Genomic DNA, 18,404 nt, shown 5'->3' with positions numbered 1-18,404 from the left:
CTGGTGGTCGCTCATTGCCGTTCGCCGTCCGCCTTCGCGTCGGCATCGGCATCGGCGGCGGCGACCGCCACCGGCGCGTCGCCGATCACCTGCACCGCGCTGCCGTCGCGCAGCGCGACCTTGCCGGCGGTGACCACGCGCTCGCCCTCGGCCAGTCCGTCACGCACCTCGATGAAGCCGCCGTCGACGTAGCCGGTGGTGATCGCCGTGCGCACGGCCTTGCCGTCGCGGACCACGTACACCGCCGGTTCGCCGTCGTCCTCCAGCAGCGCCGTGCGCGGGATCGCCAGCGCCGCGCCGCGGCTGTCGTAGTCGATGCCGATGCGCGCGAACATGCCCGGCTGCAGGGCCCCGTCGTCCGGGTCGAAGGCGCAGACCACGCGGAAGGTGCCGCTGCCGGCATCGACCACCGGTGCGATCCGGTCGACCACGCCCTCGAAGGTCTTCCCTGCCAGCGCATCGACCTGCATGCGCACCGGCAGCCCCTCGCGCAGCGTGGTCAGGTCGCGCTCGGGCACGTTGAGCGTGGCCTCCAGGCGCGAGTTGTCGACGATGCGGATGATCGGCGTGTTGATCTGCACGAAGTTGCCGGGCTTGATCGAGCGCGAGGCGACCACGCCCGCGATCGGCGCGGTGACGCTGGTATAGGACAGTTCGAGCTGGGCCATGCGCAGCATGGCGCGGGCATTCTCGAGGTCGAAGCGCAGCTGGTCGTGGTCGCCCACGCTCACCATCTGCTGCTTGACCAGCTCGCTGGCGCGGCGGAAGTTGGCCTCGAGCTTCTTCACCTGCACGTCCGCCTGGGCGAGGTTGAGGCGCGCGCGGTCGGCGTCGATCCGCACCAGCACCTGGCCCGCGCGCACCACGTCGCCTTCCTCCACCAGCACCTGCAGCGCGACGCCGGAAGTCTTGGCCACCACCTGGGCTTCCGCACGCGCCTCCAGCGACGCGCTACCGGTGTAGCTGGCGGCCATCGACCTCGGCGTGGCGGGCACGGCCTCGACCGTCACCGGCGGCGGCGCCTCGTCCTCCTTCGCGCCTTCGTCTCCGGCGCTGCGCCCGCAGCCCGCGAGCAGGAACAGCGAGGCCAGGAACACGGTGGCGGGACCGGCGGTATGGCGTCGGGCAACAGGGCGGATAGCGTGCATGTGGAGGCGAGCCAGAATGGTGTGGTAGCAAGGTACATCACCGCCCCACCTTCGCCCATGCGCCGAAGGTCATGCCCCCCTCCCCGGGAAACCGTGGCCGGCGGTCCCGGCCGCACCCATGCACGCCACCGTTAACAGGTTCCCGGGCGCTCGCTATACTCCGGCGACGGTCTGCGACGGGGAGAGATGTCGTGGGCACCAGCCAACCACAGACACAGGAAGCGGAACCCGACATGATGCGACCGTTGCAGATCGCCGCCTGCCTTGCCCTCGCCATTGCCGCCCATTCGCCCGCCGCCTCGGCGCAGCAGGCCGCCGGCAACGCCGAGACGGGCCGCGGACTCACCTATACCTGCGTGGGCTGCCACGGCATCGAGGGCTACAAGAACGCCTACCCGCACTACCACGTGCCCAGGATCGGCGGCCAGTCGACCGAGTACCTGGTCAATGCCCTCACCGAATACCGCAACGGCACCCGCAAGCATCCGACGATGGAAGTCCAGGCGCAGAGCTTCTCCGACCAGGACATCGCCGACATCGCCGCCTTCCTTTCGGGCCTGACGAAGTGAGCCGCTCCATGAAGACGTCCGCATTCCGCCTGGCCGCGGCACTCGCCGCCGGCCTCGTCCTGTCCGCCTGCGGCGGCGCGCCCGCCGAGCCTGGCGTCGCGCGCGCGACCACGGTCAACGCGCTGCCCGAAGGCCGGCTCGCCGAGGGCGAAGCCCGCGCGAACACCAAGGGCGCGGCGACCGGTCAGTCCTGCGTCGACTGCCACGGCGCCGACGGCAACACGCCGCTCGACCCCACCTATCCGAAGATCGGCGGGCAGTACCGCGACTACCTGGCGCACGCGCTGCAGGCCTACCGCTCCGGCGACCGCGAGCACGCGCTGATGTCCAACCAGGCCGCCGACCTCGACGACCAGCAGATCGCCGACCTGGCCGCGTGGTTCGCCTCGCGTCCGACCGAGCTCCGCGACCTGCACGGCGTGCACAGCATCAACTGACGGCGCCGCCGGCGCCCGGTCGACCCACGAAGCCCGCCATGCGCGGGCTTCGTGCCGTCTGGACCCTGGACCGGTGCCGGATGCACCGCACCTGGAGGGCTCAGGATCCCGGCGGAACGCCGAGGGCGTCCTGGTCTTCCATCAGTTCGGGCTTGAACGGCAGGTCCGGCGGCTTGCGCGCGCGCGCCGGCTGTTCCTGCAGGTTGGGATCGACGATGTCGCAGGCACCGCCCAGCGCGAGCATCACCGTCACGCAGCGGATCGTCTTGGTGGTGCCGGGGATCGGAATGCGCACTTCGGTGACGCTCTTGCGCACCCACTCCTCGAGCAGCGTCTCGCTGGGCATCCAGAAGCGGTCGAACGAGGTCGGCTCGTAGTCGTACGGCGGGCGCTTGAGCCAGGTGCCGTGGCGGTCGATGTTCTCGAAGTCCTCGGTGATGGTGCCCGGCGGCAATCCGCCGCCGACCCGTCCCCCGTCGGCCAGGCGCGGTCGCCCATCGCCGTCGAACAGGCCCGATCCGCCGGGCGTGCCGGCCTGGCGCCCGGGCACCTCGCGCGTGGAGCCACCCCAATCATCGGCCGCGGTCCGTGCCGGCGGCGCGCCAGGCGGCTGGCCGGCCTGCGCTCCCGCGCCGGGCGCCGGCGTCGAAGCGCGCGCGCCGTCGTTCGCAGCGGGCTGGCCGCCGGCCGCCGGTGCCCGCGGCGCGTCCGCCCTGGCGCTGCTCGCGTCCGTCGCGGCCGCCTGCGCCGTGCCCTGGTCCGTCGGAGCCGCGCGCCCGGCGGGCATCGGCACGTCGCGGGAGGGCGCGGCGGGCGTGCGCGCCCGCACCGTGGGGCTGGCCACCGTGGGCGCGGCGGTCACGGGACGAAGGCGGACATCCGGCGCCTCCGCCAGCTCGATGGCACGTTCCTCCACCGCCACCCCGGGCGACGAGGCCGTCGGGACCGGCACGTCCACCTGTCGCGGCGCGCGCACGGCAGGCGCGGCCACTTCGACCGGATCGGCGATCTCGACCTCGCGCCTGCGCACCGCGACCTCCGTGGCCTGGAGGGACGGCGCGGTCACCTCCAGCTCGCGCGGCGGCGGCACCACGTGGCGGCTGTCGGGGACCTCGACCTCGGTGACCTGGAGTTCCTGCGGAGCGGGCAGCACAGGTGCGGGCAGCTCGGGCACCTCGATCGCCACCTCGCGGACCGGCGGCGGCGGCGTGGCGTCGGCAGGCGGCGGCGCGGCGTCCGGGTCCATGTCCACCTCCGCGCCCGGCTCCGGTTCCGCGGGCGCGGGCGTGGCCACCGCTTCCGCCGGCCGCGGCTCGCTCGCGTCCGCCGGCGCCTCGCGAGTCCCTCCGCCGGCGTCATCCGCCCGCGTGCCCTCACCGATGTACTCGACCTGCAGCACGTGCTCCTCGCCGTCGCGCGCCGCGTCTTCGCCGCTGTCCACGAAGGGCATGCGGAACACCATCAGCCAGACCAGCGCCAGCACGAACAACAGGTGCAGCAGCAGGCTGCCCGAGATCGACGCCACCCGCGTCCAGCGTTCGTCGCGGCTGGCCGGCTGCCAGTCCTGGCGCCACAGCGCGGCGAAGGCCCGCCAGCGGCCGAGCTGTTCGACGATGCCCGAAGGCGGCAGCGGCGCACGCGCGGCGACAACCGCGACCATCTCCTCCGGGCCCGCGCCGGTCACGCGTCCCGGACGCGCCGACATCATGGCGAACCAGTCACGCCATCCCGGCGGGAACTCGCCCGGGGGCGGCAGCGGGCGCAGGGACCGCCGCATGCGGCGGCGGAGGGCTTCGATCAGTTCGGCGGAAGAGAACATCCGTCGGCGTCGAAGCGGGCCGGAGGATCAGGCCGTCGCGCGCGGGATGTACGGCGCCGCACCGGTATCGTGGTCGGTGGCGTCGCGCACCGCGGTCACGCCCGGCACCTGTTCCATCAGGGTCTTCTCGATGCCCTGCTTCAGGGTGACGTCGGCCATGCCGCAGCCGTGGCAGCCACCGCCGAAGCGCAGCAGCACCACGCCCTCGGCGCTGACCTCCTCCACCGCGACGTGGCCGCCGTGCGAGGCCAGTTGCGGGTTGACCACGTGCTGGATCGTCCACCGCACGCGTTCCACCAGCGAAGCCTCGTCGTCGGGCTTCACGCCCTTGATGCGCGGCGCGCGGATCTGCAGCTGTCCACCGGTGGCGGCGGTCGCGTAGTCGATCTCCGCGCCTTCCAGGAACGGCACGCTCGCGGCGTCGAGCCACAGCGTGAAGCCGTTGCAGTCCACGGCCCATTCGTCGCCGCCGAGCTCGTCGGGCGCCGCGAACTCGAGGCGGACATCGGCCTGCGGCGTGCCGGCGTGGGTGGCGGCCAGGCGCACGCCCATGCCGGGGACGCCCTCGCGCTCCACCAGCTTGCGGAAGTGGGCCTGCGCGGAATCTGAGATCTGGATCATCCGGCTATTCTATCCATCCCGCCGGGGTTTGCCCTGCCGCAGCCGCGGCACGAACCCGAGCGACACGCAGCGTTCAGCCGCTCGCCACCAGGAGCCGACCATGTCCGACCTCGTTCCCCTCGCCCGCGCCCACTGCCTGCCGCGCCGCGGCGACGAGCATCGCCTGCCGGAAGCGCGCGTGCGCGAACTGCTGCCCGAAGTGCCCGAGTGGACCCTGGCCGAGGACGGCAAGGCGCTGGTGCGCAGCTTCCGCTTCCCGGACTACCACCACACGATGTCGTTCGTGAACGCGCTGGCGCACATGGCCAACCGCGAGGACCACCATCCCGACCTGGGCGTGCACTACGACCGCTGCGAGGTCCGCTGGTCCACCCACGACGTCGGTGGCCTGAGCGAGAACGACTTCATCTGCGCCGCGCGCACCGACGAGCTGGCGTCCTGAGCCATTCATCCCCCTGTAGGAGCAGCTATAGCTGCGACCCGTAACGGGTGGTCGCAGCTATAGCTGCTCCTACAGGAGATGATGTCCGCCCCGCAGACCCGCCTCAGGCGAGCCGGTCCAGCGCCTCGACCAGGTCCGGCGCCAGCGGCGCCGTGAGCACATAGGGCGCCCGCCCGCCGTCGAGGGCGAACTCCAGCGAGGTCGCGTGCAGGAACAGCCGGCGCAGTCCGATGCGCTCGCGCAGGCGGCGGTTGGCTTCGGCGTCCCCGTACTTGTCGTCGCCGGCGACGGCATGGCCGATGTGGCGGGCGTGGACGCGGATCTGGTGGGTGCGGCCGGTCTCGATCCGGACCTCGCAGTACGACTGCCCGCCGCGGCGCTCGAGCACGCGGAAGTGGCTGAGCGAAGGCTTGCCCGCCGGATCGACCTGCACATGGCGCTCGCCGCCCTGGCGCAGGCCGACGTGCAGCGGCGCGTCGACGCTCATCACGCCGTCGGGCATCCGCCCCAGCAGCAGGGCCAGGTAGCGCTTGCGCAGCCCGGCGCCGGCGTCCTCGCGCATCAGCGCCTGCAGCTCGGACAGCGCCGAGCGCTTCTTGGCGACCACCATCAGGCCCGAGGTGTCCCGGTCCAGGCGGTGCACCAGCTCCAGCTCCTGGTTGGGGCGGAGCGCCCGCAGGGTCTCGATCACCCCGAAGCTGATGCCGCTGCCGCCATGGCTGGCGATCCCCGAGGGCTTGTTGATGGCCAGCAGGCGGGCGTCCTCGAACACGATGCTCGCCGCCATGGCCTCGAGCAAGCCCGGCGAAGGGCTTCCCTTCGCGGCCGGGTCCTCGATCCGGACCGGCGGGATCCGGACCTCGTCGCCGCCCTCCAGGCGCCGGTCGGCGCGGACGCGGCCCCCGTTCACGCGGACCTGGCCGCTGCGCACGATCTTGTAGACCAGCGAGCGCGGGGCCCCCTTCAGGTAGCCGAGCAGGAAGTTGTCCAGCCGCTGGCCGTCGCGATCCTCGGCGATCCGGACCGTGCGTACGCCGCCACCGGCGGGAGTCTTGCCTGCATCGCTCATCGTGTACTCCTGGGGCTGCGGCGGGTGCCTTCCGGGGCATCCGACCTGAATTCTTTTTCTGCTACACTCGGCGAGCGAGATAAGGTCCTGATTTCGCTGGAAGTTCCCCGGCCAAAAGCCGGCCTTCCGCGGGTCCCTCCAGAGCGCGGCCACTGCCCCCGGGGCAGCCATGTTAGCGGCTGGGCGGCAGGTCCTGTGATCGCCCGGCGCCACGGCGCCGGCGCTGAACATGTCCCGCGCGGCGCGCAGGCCTGTCCTTCCGGACGTGCCTGCGCGGCCGCCGGCCCGAAACAGACTGCAACATGGAACAAGCGCTCCCGCGGTCCGCCGTGGTGTGCAGCGCTGGAAGCAACCAGGGCCGCCTGGCGCTCGCGCGCCGGCGGCGGGCCACATCCAGGCGAAACGCCCCGGCGTTCCGCGTGCGAGAGCGCGCGAGGACGCAACAATGAAGCGAATGCTGATCAACGCGACGCAGGCAGAGGAACTGCGCGTCGCCATCGTCGACGGCCAGAACCTGTACGACATCGACATCGAGCAACCGTCGAAGGAACAGAAGAAGTCCAACATCTACAAGGGCCGGATCATCCGCATCGAGCCCTCGCTGGAAGCCGCCTTCGTCGAATACGGCGGCGAGCGCCACGGCTTCCTGCCGCTGAAGGAAATCTCCCGCGACTACTTCGCCTCCGGCGTCGACCACAACAAGGCCGGCATCAAGGAGCTCCTGCGCGAGGGCCAGGAAGTCGTGGTCCAGGTCGACAAGGACGAGCGCGGCAACAAGGGCGCTGCCCTGACCACGTTCATCTCGCTGGCCGGCCGTTACATGGTGCTGATGCCGAACTCGCCCACCGCCGGCGGCGTCTCGCGCCGGATCGAGGGCGAGGACCGCGCCGAGCTCAAGCGCGCGATGGACGCGCTGCAGATCCCCGACGACATGGGCGTGATCATCCGCACCGCCGGCGTCGGCCGCGACGCCGAAGAGCTGCAGTGGGACCTCGACTACCTGCTGTCGGTGTGGAAGGCCGTGGCCGAGGCCGCGCTGTCGAAGCCCGCGCCGTTCCTGATCTACCAGGAGTCGCGCCTGATCATCCGCGCGCTGCGCGACTACATGCGCGCCGACATCGGCGAGATCCTGGTCGACACGCCGGAGATGTACGCCGAGGCCAAGGAGTTCGTCGAGCAGGTGATGCCGCACAACCTGCGCAAGCTCAAGCACTACACCGACGACGTCCCGCTGTTCAACCGCTTCCAGATCGAATCGCAGATCGAGAACGCCTACGAGCGCACCATCCGCCTGCCCTCGGGCGGCGCGCTGGTGATCGACCAGACCGAGGCCCTGACCGCGGTGGACGTGAACTCGGCGCGCGCCACCAAGGGCGGCGACATCGAGGAAACCGCGTTCCACACCAATCTTGAAGCGGCCGAGGAAGTGGCCCGCCAGCTGCGCCTGCGCGACCTCGGCGGCCTGGTGGTGATCGACTTCATCGACATGTCGTCGAACAAGCACCAGCGCGAGGTCGAGAACCGCCTGCAGAACGCGCTCAAGTACGACCGCGCGCGCGTGCAGCTGGGCCGCATCTCGCGCTTCGGCCTGCTGGAGATGAGCCGGCAGCGCCTGCGCGCGAGCCTGGGCGAGTCCAGCCAGATCGTCTGCCCGCGCTGCGAGGGCCATGGCCGCATGCGCAGCGTCGAGTCGCTGGCGCTGGCGATCATCCGCCTGGCCGAAGAGCACGCGATGAAGGACAACACCGGGCAGGTGCTGGTGCAGGCCCCGGTGGAGATCGCCAACTACCTGCTCAACGAGAAGCGCAGCGCCCTGCGCGAGATCGAGACCCGCCACAAGGCGCCGATCGTGATCGTGGCCGACGAGCAGCTGCACACGCCGCACTACGAAGTGACGCGCCTGCGCGCCAACGAACTCGACGAGGAGTCGGCGAAGCCGAGCTACCGCCGCGGCACGCCGCGCAAGGTGGCGACGATCGCGCTGACCAAGGCCAACCTCAACGTGCCCGCGGCCGCGGTCACCAAGGTGCAGCACGCCCGCCCGGCGCCCGTGCGCGAACCGCGCCCCGAGCCGGTGGCCGCTCCGGAACCGGCTCCCGCCCCGGCACCCGCGCCCGTCGCGGCCCCGCTGGCGGCCAGCGGCGGCATCGTCGGCTGGCTGAAGGCGCTGTTCGTCGGCCAGCCCGCCGCCGAAGCGCCGAAGCCGGCCGCCCGCACGCAGGGGCAGCGCCGGGGTGAACGTGATGGCGAGCGTGGCGACGAGCGCGGTCCCCGCCAGGAGCGCGAGGGTCGTGGCAACCGCAATGGCGGCAGTGACCGTCGCGAAGGCGGACGTCGCGACGGTCGCCGTGGAGGTTCCGAACAGGGCCAGGGCGGCAAGCAGAAGGCGTCCGGCCAGAACGGCCAGAACGGCCAGGGCGCATCCCAGGCCCCGGGTGGCCAGAACGCCGCGGCGGCGCAGAAGCCGCCCCGCGAGAAGCCGGCGCGCGACAAGCGCGAGCGCGGCGAAGGCGAGCGCAGCGCCCACGGCCGCCAGCGTCGCGGCGACCAGTCCCAGGGCAAGGCGGGCGAAACCGCCCAGCAGGATGCCGTCGACACCTCGCTGACGACCGCGACGGCGGCGACTGCGGCGACGGTGGTTCCCGCCACCGTGGCCGCGGCCGGCCAGTCCGCCGACGAGCGCGTGCGCGAGCAGCCTGCCCAGGCCGCTGCGGATTCCGTGAAGCAGGCGATCGCGCAGGCCGAGGCCGGTGACGCCAGCACGACCCCGGTCGACGCCACCGGCGTCGGCGCGGATGCGGACGGCAGCAGCGGACAGACGGGCGACATGGACGACGAGTCCGGCGATGGCGCGCAGAAGCGCCGCCGCGGCCGCCGCGGTGGCCGTCGCCGTCGCCGCGGGAACGCGGAGGGCGTCGCCGCCGACGCCGCGTCCATGGTCGAGGGCGAGTCGCCCGAAGAGGCCGCCGAAGTGCCGGTTGCACGCAGTTCGCAGCCCGAGTTCGACTTCTCCGAAGACGAAGGCGGTGCCAGGCCGTCGACGGGCGCCGCCGCCCGACACACGCCGGCCGCCACCGCGGCCGCGGCCGTGGCTACGGTCGCCGCCGCTCCGGCGCCCCAGGCGGCATCGGACGGGGCAGCCAGCGAGGTGCCGTCCAGCAGGCCGGCCGCAGCGCCGGTCGAAGAGGTCGTCGAAGCGGCGGCTACCGCGCAGGTCGAGCCCCCGCCCGCTCCGGGGCCGGCCGATGCCGCGGCGGTCGCCGACACGAAGGCGGATGGCGTCTTCGCGGACGACGTGACCGCGTCGCCTGCGGGCCAGCCGCAGCCGGTCGCGAACGCGGAGCCGGAACCGGTCCAGGCCGGGCTGCAGGCGCCCACCGGCGATGCATCGTCGATCGATGCAACGTCGGCCGAAGCACCGCGTATCAAGGCGTCGGATGCCAGCACGATGTCGCCCGACGTGGACGCCATGTCTGCCGGCACCACCGGGGCGGCAGATGCCGCGGCCCCTGCGCCCGGCTTCAGCGACGAGGCCGCCTCCGAAGTCGAGTCCACTCCGGACATCGACGCCCCGCGCGAGGCCTCTTCCGTGGACGTGCCGCCGCCTGCACCGCAGCCGCGTGGCCTGTTCGATGGCCTCGAAGCGCAGGCCCCCACGGCCAACGGCGGTGGCTCCGATGGCCACGACGTGGCGGCAGACGCGTCCGATGCAGTGGACTCGCCCACGAACGCCGCGCAGGACGACAGCGACAACAAGAACGACCAGGCGCCCACCGGCGCCTGATCCAAGGCCCCGCCCCGCGTACGCTAGATGGCGTGCGCGGGGTCGGTCATGCCGTACTGGCTGGCCAGGCGCGCGAGCGCGATGCTGTCGTGCACCTGCAGCTTTTCGAACAGCCGCGTCTTGTGCGTGTTGATGGTCTTCGCGCTCAGGCTGAGCCGGCGCGCGATTTCCTCCTGCCGCATGCCCTGGACCAGCAGCATCGCGACTTCGGTCTCGCGCGGCGAGAGCGAGTCGAACGGCGATTCGGACGCATCCAGTCCCGACAGCGCCAGCGACTGCGCCACCCTGCTGGCCAGGAACCTGCGCCCGCCCGCGACCTCGCGGACCGCACGCAGCAGCTCGCGCGCGTCCCCGCCCTTGCCGACGTAGCCCGCCGCGCCCGCCGCGATCATCCGTTTGGGCATGGGCCCGTCCTCGAGCACCGACACCACGATCACCTTCGGCCCGTACTCGCCGCGGACGATGCGCTCGGTGACCTCCAGCCCGCTGACGCCGGGCAGGTGCAGGTCGCAGAGCACGATGTCGGGCTTGAGCGCGCGGATCTCCGGCAGGGCGTCCTCGCCGCTCTCCGCTTCGCCCACCACTTCGATGTCGGCCTCGGCCGACAGGATCATGCGCATCCCTGCGCGTACCAGTGCGTGGTCATCCACCACGTAGACCCTGATGGTCATCCTTGTCCCCTCATGACGCGTTTCTGGATCCCCGGGGGCGAGGCTAACCGTGGTGCCGCGGCGTCGCAAGCGCAGTGCGTACGCCGTCGTGGATGCACTGTGACCATGTGGACATCCTGCGATCTGGGTGACCGGCGCGCTGTATCCGTGGTGGAAGAGGTGGGATTCGAACCCACGAAAGGTTGCCCTTTGCCGGTTTTCAAGACCGGTGCCTTCAACCGCTCGGCCACTCTTCCGGGAACATGCCGCGGCGTTGCCCTACGTCCTGGTGGACGTCGGTCCGACAGGCACGGGCAGCGCGGGCGCGATTGTCGCACGAGCGGCGACGTTCATCGCGCCCCGCGTCCGCCGCCGGCCGCGCGCACTGCGCGGCGCGCCCATCTGCCGTCACGCGGCCCGCGCGGGACCTTCGCCCGACTCGTCGCGCCCGCAGGACTGGCAGTCCAGGCGCGAGCCCTCGATCAGCGGCGGCAGCCTCTCGGCCAGGAAATCGATGAATACGCGCACCGCCGGCAGCAGCCCGCGGCGCGAGGCGAACACCAGGTGCGCGATGCCCTGCGGCAGGCGCCACTCGGGCAGCACGACCTCGAGCTCGCCATTGCGGACGGCCTCGGCGCACAGCGTCTCCGGCAGCATGGTGATGCCGAGTCCCTGGCGCGCCAGCGCCATCAGCATCGGGAAGTCGCCGCCGGCGACTCGTGGCTTCAGCTCGATGCGGCGCACCTCCCCGTCCGCACCCTGCAGGTCCCAGCGCTGGCGCACTTCGTCCTCGCCCATGGTCATGGTGGTGTGGTCGTTGAGCTCTTCCGGCGTCTTCGGCCGGCCCGCGCGATCAAGATAGGTCGGACTGGCGACCAACAGCTCCTGGATCTGGCCGAAGCTGCGCATCACCAGGCTGCCGTCGTCGTCGAGCTTGTTGCGCACGCGGATGGCGACGTCGAAGCCCTCGTTGATGACGTCGACGCGGCGGTTGGAGACGTGCATCTGCACGCGCACCTGCGGATAGCGCGCCAGGAACTCCGGCAGCAGCTGCGGCATCTGCTGCTGCGCGAGCCCGACGGGCACGCTGGCGCGCACGATGCCGCGCGGCTCGGCGCTGAGCCGGTCGACCACCTCGCGCGCCGCAGTGGCTTCCGCAAGCATCGACTGCGCATGCCGGTAGACGCTCTGGCCGACGTCGGTCACCGCGAAGCGGCGGGTCGAACGCTGCAGCAGGCGTACGCCGAGTTCGGTCTCCAGCTGGCTGATGCGGCGCGACAGGCGCGACTTGGGGATGCCGAGCGCGCGCTCCGCTGCTGCAAAACCGCCGTGGTCGACGACCATGGCGAAGTAGTAGAGATCGTTCAGATCCTGCATCGCACGAGCTCCCAATAGAACAATTGGGGCCTATTTGATCACCGCAGCGCACTCAATGCAACGAAATTGGACCAAATTGGTCCGATCATCGCCACCTATCGCCGGAATCGCAATGCAGGCGGGCGGTCGCCCGCCTCCGCGGAGACGTCAGGAAATCACCGCCTGGCCGCCCATGTAGGGCCGCAGCACCTCGGGCACGCTGATCGAGCCATCGGCCTGCTGGCCGTTCTCCATCACCGCCACCAGCGCACGGCCGACCGCCACGCCGGACCCGTTGAGGGTGTGCACCAGCTCCGGTTTGGCGCCGGCCTCGGCGCGCCAGCGCGCGAGCATCCGGCGCGCCTGGAAGTCGCCGCAGTTGGAGCACGAGGAGATCTCGCGATAGGTCCGCTGCGACGGCAGCCAGACCTCGAGGTCGTAGGTCTTGCGCGCGGCGAAGCCCATGTCACCGGTGCACAGCAGCATCCGCCGGTACGGCAGGCCGAGCCGTTCGAGCACGGTTTCCGCGCAGCGCGTCATCCGCTCATGCTCGGCGTCGCTGTCCTCGGGACGCGTCACCGAGACCAGCTCGACCTTCTCGAACTGGTGCTGGCGGATCATGCCGCGGGTGTCGCGGCCGTAGGCGCCGGCCTCGGCGCGGAAGCACATCGAATGCGCCGCCATGCGCATCGGCAGCTGTTCCGCATCGACGATCGAATCGGCGACCAGGTTGGTCAGCGGCACTTCGGCGGTCGGGATGAGATAGCGCTTGGACGCCGCCTCGCCCTCGCCCACCACGGTCGAGAACAGGTCGTCCTCGAACTTCGGCAGCTGCCCGGTGCCGCGCATCGCGCCGGCGTTGACCAGCACGGGAACGCTGGTTTCGGCATAGCCGTGTTCGTCCACGTGCAGGTCGAGCATGAACTGCGCGAGCGCGCGATGCAGGCGCGCGAGCTGGCCGCGCAGCACGGTGAAGCGGGCGCCGGACAGCCGGGCCGCGGCCTCGCCGTCGAGCCAGCCGTTGCGGGCGCCGAGGTCGACGTGGTCGCGCACTTCGAAGTCGAAGTCGCGCGGCGTGCCCCAGCGGTGCTGCTCGACGTTGCCGGACTCGTCCGCACCGGGCGGCACGCTGGCGTCGGGCAGGTTGGGCAGGCCCAGCGCGATCGCCTCCAGCTCGCCACGGATGCGGTCGAGCGCCGCCTCCGAGGTCTCGAGCTCCTCGCCGAACCCCGCCACTTCCGCCTTGATCCTCTCGACCTCGGCAAGATTGGCATCGGCCTGCCCCTGCTCCCCGGCCGCCCGGAGCCGGGCCACCTGGCCCATGAGCTGGCCGATCGCCTTGCTGCGGGTGTTACGCAGGTTCTGCAGCTCCTGGGTGCGGACCTGCAGCGCCTTGCGCTCCGACTCCAGGCGTCCGATCGCGTCGGCGTCGAGCGCGAAGCCGCGGGTCTCGCGCAGGCGCCCGGCGAGGGCGGCGGGGTCTTGGCGCAGCAGGATCGGATCAAGCATCGCGTGGCTTCGGCAGTGTCGGGCCGGCCATTATCGCGTGTCGCCGCGGGGTTTGCTCCGCGAGGCCGTGGCAGAATCGGGCGAACGCGATCCGAGGCCTCCCATGTCCGACACGCCCCCGCGCAGGTCCCTGCCCCTTCCGACCCACCGCGGGTGGTGGCTCGTCGCCGCGGGACTCGCCGCCGGCCTGCTGGTCTTCCTCGCGCTGTGGCTGGGCCAGCGCGACGGGACCCCCTACCGTCCCGACGAACAGCCGCCCGCCGCCGCCGCGCCGGTGTTCCGGCCGCTGCCGGCGCCCCCGGCTTCCGGCACGGCCGCCACCCCCGGCATGCCCGAAGCGCCCGCGGGCGAGGCCTGGATCGAGGAGACTGCGCCCCAGCCGGCCGTGGCCAGCGCCGCCGACGCGGACGCGGATGCGGACGCGCCTCCCGCGATCGCCCCGGTCGAGCTGTCGGCAAGTTCTCCGGTGCCCATCGAGTCCCCGAGCCCCCGCTATCCCCGCAGCGCGCTGCGCCGCGGCGAGTCGGGAGAGGTGCTGCTGCGCATCGAAGTCGACCCGCGCGGCGTGCCGTCACAGGTCGACGTGGCCGCCAGCAGCGGATCGCGTGACCTTGATCGCGCCGCCGTGTCCGCCGCCCGCCGCTGGCGCTTCAGGCCCGCGATGCGCGACGGCGTGCCGGTCTCCGGCGTGGTCAACGTCCCGATCGCGTTCAGCAGCCCGCGCTGATTCCCGGCGGCGCACACGCGCCGTCAACCCGGGCTGTGGAAGGCTCCGCGCACCGACGCAGAGCCCAGGAGAGCGCCATGGATCCGAACCCCGACATCCCGCCGCCGCCGGCTCCGCCCCCGCCGCCGCCGCAGGAGGCCCCCGAGCGCAGGACCGCGGCCCCCCTGCTCTGGATCGTGCTGCTGCTGGCGCTCCTCGCCTTCGGCTGGTTCATCTACAGCCAGCGCGCCGGCGTCGCACCCGCGCCCGAGGCGGTGCCGCCCCCGCCCGTGGCGATCGGTGATGAACAGGACGCCGCCGCCGAGCGCGAACGCGCGGCCGATGACGCCCGCCGTGCCGAACGCGCGGACCGGGAGCGCCCGTCGCCAGCGCCCGCGGCCGCAGGCCCCGACCGCGACGCGACCCCGCTGGCCCGGGTCGAGCCCGACTATCCCGTGGAGGCGTATCGCAGGCGCGAGGAAGGCACCGTCCTGGTCGGCGCGACCGTCGGCGCGGATGGCCGGCCCGCCAGGGTCGAGGTGGTCCGCCGCAGCGGCTCGCGCGACCTCGACCAGGCCGCGGTGGACGCGGTCCGCCAGTGGACCTTCGAGCCGGCGGTGCGCGGCGGCCGCCAGGTGGAGGCCGAGGTGCAGGTCCCGGTGACGTTCCGGATCGATCGCTGAGTCAGCGGGTTCGCTAGCCGGAGCCCAGCCCGAAGCCTGCGTCCAGGGCCAGCGCCTCGAAGCCGGGGAACGAGGTCGCGACGTTGGCGACGTCGTCGATCACGACCTCGCCCCCGGCCCGCTGCGCGGCCACCGCGAAGGCCATCGCGATGCGATGGTCGCCCAGGCTGTCCACGCGCCCGCCGCGTAGCGGGCCACCTTCGATCACCATGCCGTCCGCGGTCTCGCTCACCCGCACGCCCAGCGCATCCAGCCCCGTCGCCATCGCGCTGATCCGGTCGGACTCCTTGACCCTGAGTTCGCCGGCACCGGTCACGCGCGTGGTGCCGCTGGCGCAGGCCGCGGCCACCGCGAACGCCGGGAACTCGTCGATCATGTCCGCGACCAGGGCTTCGGGCAGGTCGATCCCGCGCAGCGGCGCGTGCCGCACGGCGATGTCCGCCACCGCTCCGCAGACGCCGTTGCGGCGGTCGAGCTCGCGGATGTCGGCGCCCATCGCGCGCAGGGCCTGGAGCAGGCCGGTGCGGCGCGGATCGACGCCCACCGAGCGCAGCAGCAGCTCCGAGCCCGGCACGAGGCAGGCGGCGACGATGAAGAACGCGGCCGAGGAGAAGTCGCCTGGCACTTCGATGTCGCGCGCCGACAGGCGGTGCCCGCCCGACAGCCGCGCACGGCCCGGCGCATGGTCCACCGGCCAGCCGAACGCGGCCAGCATGCGTTCGGTGTAGTCACGCGTGGGATGCGGCTCGCGGACGCCGGTTTCGCCCTGCGCATACAGTCCGGCAAGCAGCACCGCCGACTTCACCTGCGCACTGGCCACCGGCGAATCGAACCCGATGCCGTCCAGCCGGCGCCCGCCGGCGATCCGCAGCGGCGGCCGCTCGCCGTCCTCCGAGGTGATCGACGCGCCCATGCGGCGCAGCGGCGCCATCACCCGCAGCATCGGCCGCCGGGACAGCGACGCATCGCCGACGAGTACGCTATCGAACGCCTGCCCCGCCAGGAGCCCGGCGAGCAGGCGCATCGCGGTGCCCGAGTTGCCGCAGTCGAGCTCCCCGTCGGGCGCACGCAGTCCGTCGATGCCCACGCCGCGGACGATGCGGCAGGACGGCGACGGCGCTTCGATGTCCACGCCCATCCGCGCGAAGATCGCCGCGGTGGCGCGCGTGTCCTCGCCCTCGAGGAAGCCGTCGATGCGCGAGCTGCCGTCGGCCAGCGCGGCGAACATCACCGCACGGTGCGAGATCGACTTGTCGCCGGGCACCGCGAAGTCGCCCGACAGCGCGCGACCCTGCGAAGCGACCCAGGCCTCCCGCGCCGATGGCGCCGATGTTCCCTCCAGGCCGGCGCTCAAGGCACGGCCACCGGATACGAGCCCAGCACCCGCACGTCGCCCGCGAAGGCATCGATCTCGGCCAGGGCGTCCTTCAGCGGCGACTCCTCGACGTGGCCCGTGACCTCGATGAAGAACGCGTACTGCCACAGCGCCCCGTGCGCCGGCCGCGACTCGATCCGGTCCATGCTGATGCCGTGCCGCGCCAGCGGCTCGAGGATCCGATACAGCGCGCCGGGCTGGTCGTGGATCGACACCAGCAGCGAGGTGCGGTCATGGCCCGACGGCGGGAACGCGGCGCGGCCGATCACCAGGAAGCGCGTGGTGTTGTCGCCGCGGTCCTCGATCGGGCCGGCGACCACCTTCAGGCCATAGACACGGCCCGCGCTCTCGCCGGCGATGGCGGCCGCGTCGTCGGCGTTGCGTGCGCGGCGGGCGCCCTCGGCGTTGCTCGCCACCGGCAGCTTCTCCGCCAGCGGCAGGTGCTGGCGCAGCCAGTTCTTGCACTGGGCCAGCGACAGCCCGTGCGAATAGATGCGCTCGATGTCCTCGATGCGGCCGGTGCGCGACATCAGGTACTGGTGCACGCGCAGCTCGACCTCGCCGCAGATCATCAGCGGCGAGGTCAGGAACAGGTCCAGCGTGGACTGGATGGTGCCCTGGCTGGAGTTCTCAACCGGCACCACGCCGAAATCGGCGGCCCCGGACGCCACCTCGTCGAACACCTCCTCCACGCTCGCCAGCGGCAGGCCGTGGGCGGAGTGCCCGAAGTGCTTGTGCACCGCCTGCTGCGAGAAGGTGCCCTCCGGACCCAGGTAGCCGACCTTCAGCGGCTCCTGCTGCGCCAGGCAGGCCGACATGATCTCGCGGAACAGGCGCACCAGCACGTCGTCCGACAGCGGACCGTCGTTGCGGTCGACCACGCGCCGCAGCACCTGCGCCTCGCGCTCGGGCCGGTAATAGTCGATGGCCGCGGCCAGCTTGCCCTTGGCGCGCCCGACCTGGCGGGCGAACAGCGCGCGCTCGGTGATCAGCGCCTGGATCTCGCGGTCGATGCCGTCGATCTGCGCGCGCACCGCGGCGAGGTCCGGCTTCGTCGGCTTGCCCTCAGCCATGGCGGCGCTTGAACTCCTGCATGTAATCGACCAGCGCCTGCACGCCGGCCAGCGGCATCGGGTTGTAGATCGAGGCGCGCATGCCGCCGGTCACGCGGTGGCCCTTGAGGCCGATCAGCCCGGCTTCGCGCGCGCCGGCCAGGAAGGCCGCGTCAAGCGCCGCGTCGGGCAGGAAGAACGGCACGTTCATGCGCGAGCGCGCGGCGACCTCGACCTCGTTGCGGTAGAAGCCGCCGGAACCGTCGATGGCGGCGTACAGCAGCTTCGCCTTCGCGTCGCTGCGGCGCGCGAACTCCTCCACCCCGCCCTCGTCGAGCATCCAGCGGAAGGTCAGGCCGGCGACGTACCAGTTCCAGGTCGGCGGCGTGTTGAGCATCGAGTCCGCGGCCAGCTGCAGGCGGTAGTCGAAGATGTCGGCGCGCGGCTGGCCGGCGCGCTCGAGCAGGTCCCGGCGCACGATCACCACGCCGATGCCCACCGGCCCCAGGTTCTTCTGCGCGCCGGCGTAGATGGCGCCGAAGCGCGCGACGTCGATCGGCTCGGAGGCGATGCTGGAGCTGAAGTCGGCGAACAGCGGCACGTCGCCGGTGTCGGGGAACGCGTGGCCACCAGGCGCTGCCGGGCGGAACTCGACGCCGTGGATGGTCTCGTTGGCGGTGACGTGGACGTAGGCCGCATCGTCCGACAGCCGCCACGACGCCACCGGCGGGATGCTGCGGTAGCCGTCGGCCTCGCTGCTGGCGGCGACGTTGAGATCGACGTAGGGCGCCGCCTGCCGGGTCGCGGTCGCGCCCCAGTGGCCGGTGAGCACGTAGTCGGCGCGCTGGCCCGGCGCCGCGAAGTTCAGCGGCAGCAGCGCCTGCTGCGTGGTCGCGCCGCCCGGCAGGAACAACACCGCGTAGTCGTCCGGGATCGACAGCAGGGTGCGCAGGTCGGCCTCGGCGCGGGCGGCGATGTCCATGAACTCGGCGCCGCGGTGGCTGATCTCGACGATCGAGGCGCCGGCGTCGCCGTACTCCAGCAGGGTGCCGCGCGCTTCGAGCAGCACGGATTCCGGCAGCATGGCTGGGCCGGGGCTGAAATTGTAGGCGCGCGACATCTCGGATCCTCGAAATCAGGGACGATCCAGTATGCCGCAATGCAACACCGCGCATGCACGGACG

General features: G+C 72.2%; 16 protein-coding genes and 1 tRNA gene. 6 read left to right on the top strand and 11 right to left on the bottom strand.

Features of this window, described 5'->3' with window-relative positions; translation table 11 throughout:
• Positions 1-11: 11 nt before the first annotated feature.
• Positions 12-1,148, bottom strand: coding sequence for an efflux RND transporter periplasmic adaptor subunit (locus tag H9645_RS00490; protein ID WP_191727788.1), 1,137 nt, complete (start codon positions 1,146-1,148; stop codon positions 12-14).
• Positions 1,149-1,384: 236 nt separating this feature from the next.
• On the opposite strand from H9645_RS00490, the gene H9645_RS00485 reads away from it, so the two are divergent.
• Positions 1,385-1,717, top strand: a complete 333-nt coding sequence (locus H9645_RS00485) for a c-type cytochrome (RefSeq protein ID WP_191728427.1) — start codon at positions 1,385-1,387, stop codon at positions 1,715-1,717.
• A gap of 8 nt (positions 1,718-1,725) precedes the next feature.
• Positions 1,726-2,154: a c-type cytochrome gene (locus H9645_RS00480; protein WP_191727787.1), complete on the top strand. Its 429-nt coding sequence runs from the start codon at positions 1,726-1,728 to the stop codon at positions 2,152-2,154.
• Positions 2,155-2,254: 100 nt separating this feature from the next.
• Here H9645_RS00480 and H9645_RS00475 read toward each other — a convergent pair whose 3' ends face one another.
• Positions 2,255-3,973, bottom strand: a complete 1,719-nt coding sequence (locus tag H9645_RS00475; protein ID WP_191727786.1) for a hypothetical protein — start codon at positions 3,971-3,973, stop codon at positions 2,255-2,257.
• A 27-nt stretch (positions 3,974-4,000) separates the two neighbouring features.
• Positions 4,001-4,594 (bottom strand): NfuA family Fe-S biogenesis protein, encoded by a 594-nt coding sequence (locus tag H9645_RS00470; RefSeq protein ID WP_191727785.1) that lies wholly within the window; start codon positions 4,592-4,594, stop codon positions 4,001-4,003.
• A gap of 100 nt (positions 4,595-4,694) precedes the next feature.
• Here H9645_RS00470 and H9645_RS00465 point away from each other — a divergent pair, with 100 nt between their 5' ends.
• Complete coding sequence (locus tag H9645_RS00465; protein WP_191727784.1) at positions 4,695-5,036, top strand: 4a-hydroxytetrahydrobiopterin dehydratase; 342 nt, start codon at positions 4,695-4,697, stop codon at positions 5,034-5,036.
• A 103-nt stretch (positions 5,037-5,139) separates the two neighbouring features.
• On the opposite strand, the gene H9645_RS00460 is transcribed toward H9645_RS00465, so the two are convergent.
• Positions 5,140-6,105, bottom strand: coding sequence for an RluA family pseudouridine synthase (locus H9645_RS00460; protein ID WP_191727783.1), 966 nt, complete (start codon positions 6,103-6,105; stop codon positions 5,140-5,142).
• A 454-nt stretch (positions 6,106-6,559) separates the two neighbouring features.
• Between H9645_RS00460 and H9645_RS00455 the strand changes: the two genes are divergently transcribed.
• On the top strand, positions 6,560-9,889 hold the full coding sequence (locus H9645_RS00455; RefSeq protein ID WP_191728426.1) for an Rne/Rng family ribonuclease: 3,330 nt from the start codon (positions 6,560-6,562) through the stop codon (positions 9,887-9,889).
• A gap of 23 nt (positions 9,890-9,912) precedes the next feature.
• On the opposite strand, the gene H9645_RS00450 is transcribed toward H9645_RS00455, so the two are convergent.
• The 4 genes from H9645_RS00450 to serS all read right to left on the bottom strand — a co-directional run bounded on the left by H9645_RS00450 (position 9,913) and on the right by serS (position 13,404).
• Positions 9,913-10,560, bottom strand: coding sequence for a response regulator (locus tag H9645_RS00450; RefSeq protein WP_191727782.1), 648 nt, complete (start codon positions 10,558-10,560; stop codon positions 9,913-9,915).
• A 148-nt stretch (positions 10,561-10,708) separates the two neighbouring features.
• Positions 10,709-10,796, bottom strand: a tRNA-Ser gene (locus tag H9645_RS00445).
• A 151-nt stretch (positions 10,797-10,947) separates the two neighbouring features.
• Positions 10,948-11,916 carry a LysR family transcriptional regulator gene (locus H9645_RS00440; RefSeq protein WP_425490180.1) on the bottom strand — a complete coding sequence of 323 codons (969 nt, stop codon included), beginning with the start codon at positions 11,914-11,916 and terminating at the stop codon, positions 10,948-10,950.
• Positions 11,917-12,063: 147 nt separating this feature from the next.
• A complete protein-coding gene (gene serS / locus H9645_RS00435; protein WP_191727780.1) occupies positions 12,064-13,404 on the bottom strand; it encodes a serine--tRNA ligase in 1,341 nt (446 codons plus the stop codon).
• A 103-nt stretch (positions 13,405-13,507) separates the two neighbouring features.
• Here serS and H9645_RS00430 point away from each other — a divergent pair, with 103 nt between their 5' ends.
• Positions 13,508-14,131: an energy transducer TonB gene (locus H9645_RS00430; RefSeq protein WP_191727779.1), complete on the top strand. Its 624-nt coding sequence runs from the start codon at positions 13,508-13,510 to the stop codon at positions 14,129-14,131.
• A gap of 77 nt (positions 14,132-14,208) precedes the next feature.
• Positions 14,209-14,793, top strand: coding sequence for an energy transducer TonB (locus H9645_RS00425; RefSeq protein WP_191727778.1), 585 nt, complete (start codon positions 14,209-14,211; stop codon positions 14,791-14,793).
• 13 nt (positions 14,794-14,806) lie between these two features.
• Here the strand turns inward: H9645_RS00425 and aroA are convergent, their stop codons facing one another.
• From aroA to serC, 3 genes are read right to left on the bottom strand one after another with little or no spacing between them, the layout of a single operon-like run.
• Complete coding sequence (aroA, locus tag H9645_RS00420; RefSeq protein ID WP_225217897.1) at positions 14,807-16,147, bottom strand: 3-phosphoshikimate 1-carboxyvinyltransferase; 1,341 nt, start codon at positions 16,145-16,147, stop codon at positions 14,807-14,809.
• The gene (gene pheA, locus H9645_RS00415) at positions 16,144-17,241 is read right to left on the bottom strand and encodes a prephenate dehydratase (protein ID WP_191727777.1); all 1,098 of its coding nucleotides are present in this window, start codon (positions 17,239-17,241) and stop codon (positions 16,144-16,146) included. Before pheA ends, aroA begins: the two co-directional genes overlap by 4 nt.
• Complete coding sequence (gene serC, locus H9645_RS00410; protein ID WP_191727776.1) at positions 17,234-18,340, bottom strand: 3-phosphoserine/phosphohydroxythreonine transaminase; 1,107 nt, start codon at positions 18,338-18,340, stop codon at positions 17,234-17,236. The genes pheA and serC overlap by 8 nt, the downstream gene beginning before the upstream one ends.
• Positions 18,341-18,404 lie beyond the last annotated feature (64 nt).

This window comes from Luteimonas colneyensis (assembly GCF_014836665.1).
Taxonomy (GTDB): Bacteria; Pseudomonadota; Gammaproteobacteria; order Xanthomonadales; family Xanthomonadaceae; genus Luteimonas; species Luteimonas colneyensis.
The sequence above is the reverse complement of the archived record's forward strand: the minus strand, read 5'-3'. Positions and strand labels throughout refer to the sequence as shown.

What these genes read in the sequence shown, in the direction of transcription:
- H9645_RS00490 (WP_191727788.1), bottom strand. Translation starts at nt 1,148, where the DNA reads ATGCACGCTATCCGCCCTGTTGCCCGACGCCATACCGCCGGTCCCGCC.
- H9645_RS00485 (WP_191728427.1), top strand. Translation starts at nt 1,385, where the DNA reads ATGCGACCGTTGCAGATCGCCGCCTGCCTTGCCCTCGCCATTGCCGCC.
- H9645_RS00480 (WP_191727787.1), top strand. Translation starts at nt 1,726, where the DNA reads ATGAAGACGTCCGCATTCCGCCTGGCCGCGGCACTCGCCGCCGGCCTC.
- H9645_RS00475 (WP_191727786.1), bottom strand. Translation starts at nt 3,973, where the DNA reads ATGTTCTCTTCCGCCGAACTGATCGAAGCCCTCCGCCGCCGCATGCGG.
- H9645_RS00470 (WP_191727785.1), bottom strand. Translation starts at nt 4,594, where the DNA reads ATGATCCAGATCTCAGATTCCGCGCAGGCCCACTTCCGCAAGCTGGTG.
- H9645_RS00465 (WP_191727784.1), top strand. Translation starts at nt 4,695, where the DNA reads ATGTCCGACCTCGTTCCCCTCGCCCGCGCCCACTGCCTGCCGCGCCGC.
- H9645_RS00460 (WP_191727783.1), bottom strand. Translation starts at nt 6,105, where the DNA reads ATGAGCGATGCAGGCAAGACTCCCGCCGGTGGCGGCGTACGCACGGTC.
- H9645_RS00455 (WP_191728426.1), top strand. Translation starts at nt 6,560, where the DNA reads ATGCTGATCAACGCGACGCAGGCAGAGGAACTGCGCGTCGCCATCGTC.
- H9645_RS00450 (WP_191727782.1), bottom strand. Translation starts at nt 10,560, where the DNA reads ATGACCATCAGGGTCTACGTGGTGGATGACCACGCACTGGTACGCGCA.
- H9645_RS00440 (WP_425490180.1), bottom strand. Translation starts at nt 11,916, where the DNA reads ATGCAGGATCTGAACGATCTCTACTACTTCGCCATGGTCGTCGACCAC.
- serS (WP_191727780.1), bottom strand. Translation starts at nt 13,404, where the DNA reads ATGCTTGATCCGATCCTGCTGCGCCAAGACCCCGCCGCCCTCGCCGGG.
- H9645_RS00430 (WP_191727779.1), top strand. Translation starts at nt 13,508, where the DNA reads ATGTCCGACACGCCCCCGCGCAGGTCCCTGCCCCTTCCGACCCACCGC.
- H9645_RS00425 (WP_191727778.1), top strand. Translation starts at nt 14,209, where the DNA reads ATGGATCCGAACCCCGACATCCCGCCGCCGCCGGCTCCGCCCCCGCCG.
- pheA (WP_191727777.1), bottom strand. Translation starts at nt 17,241, where the DNA reads ATGGCTGAGGGCAAGCCGACGAAGCCGGACCTCGCCGCGGTGCGCGCG.
- serC (WP_191727776.1), bottom strand. Translation starts at nt 18,340, where the DNA reads ATGTCGCGCGCCTACAATTTCAGCCCCGGCCCAGCCATGCTGCCGGAA.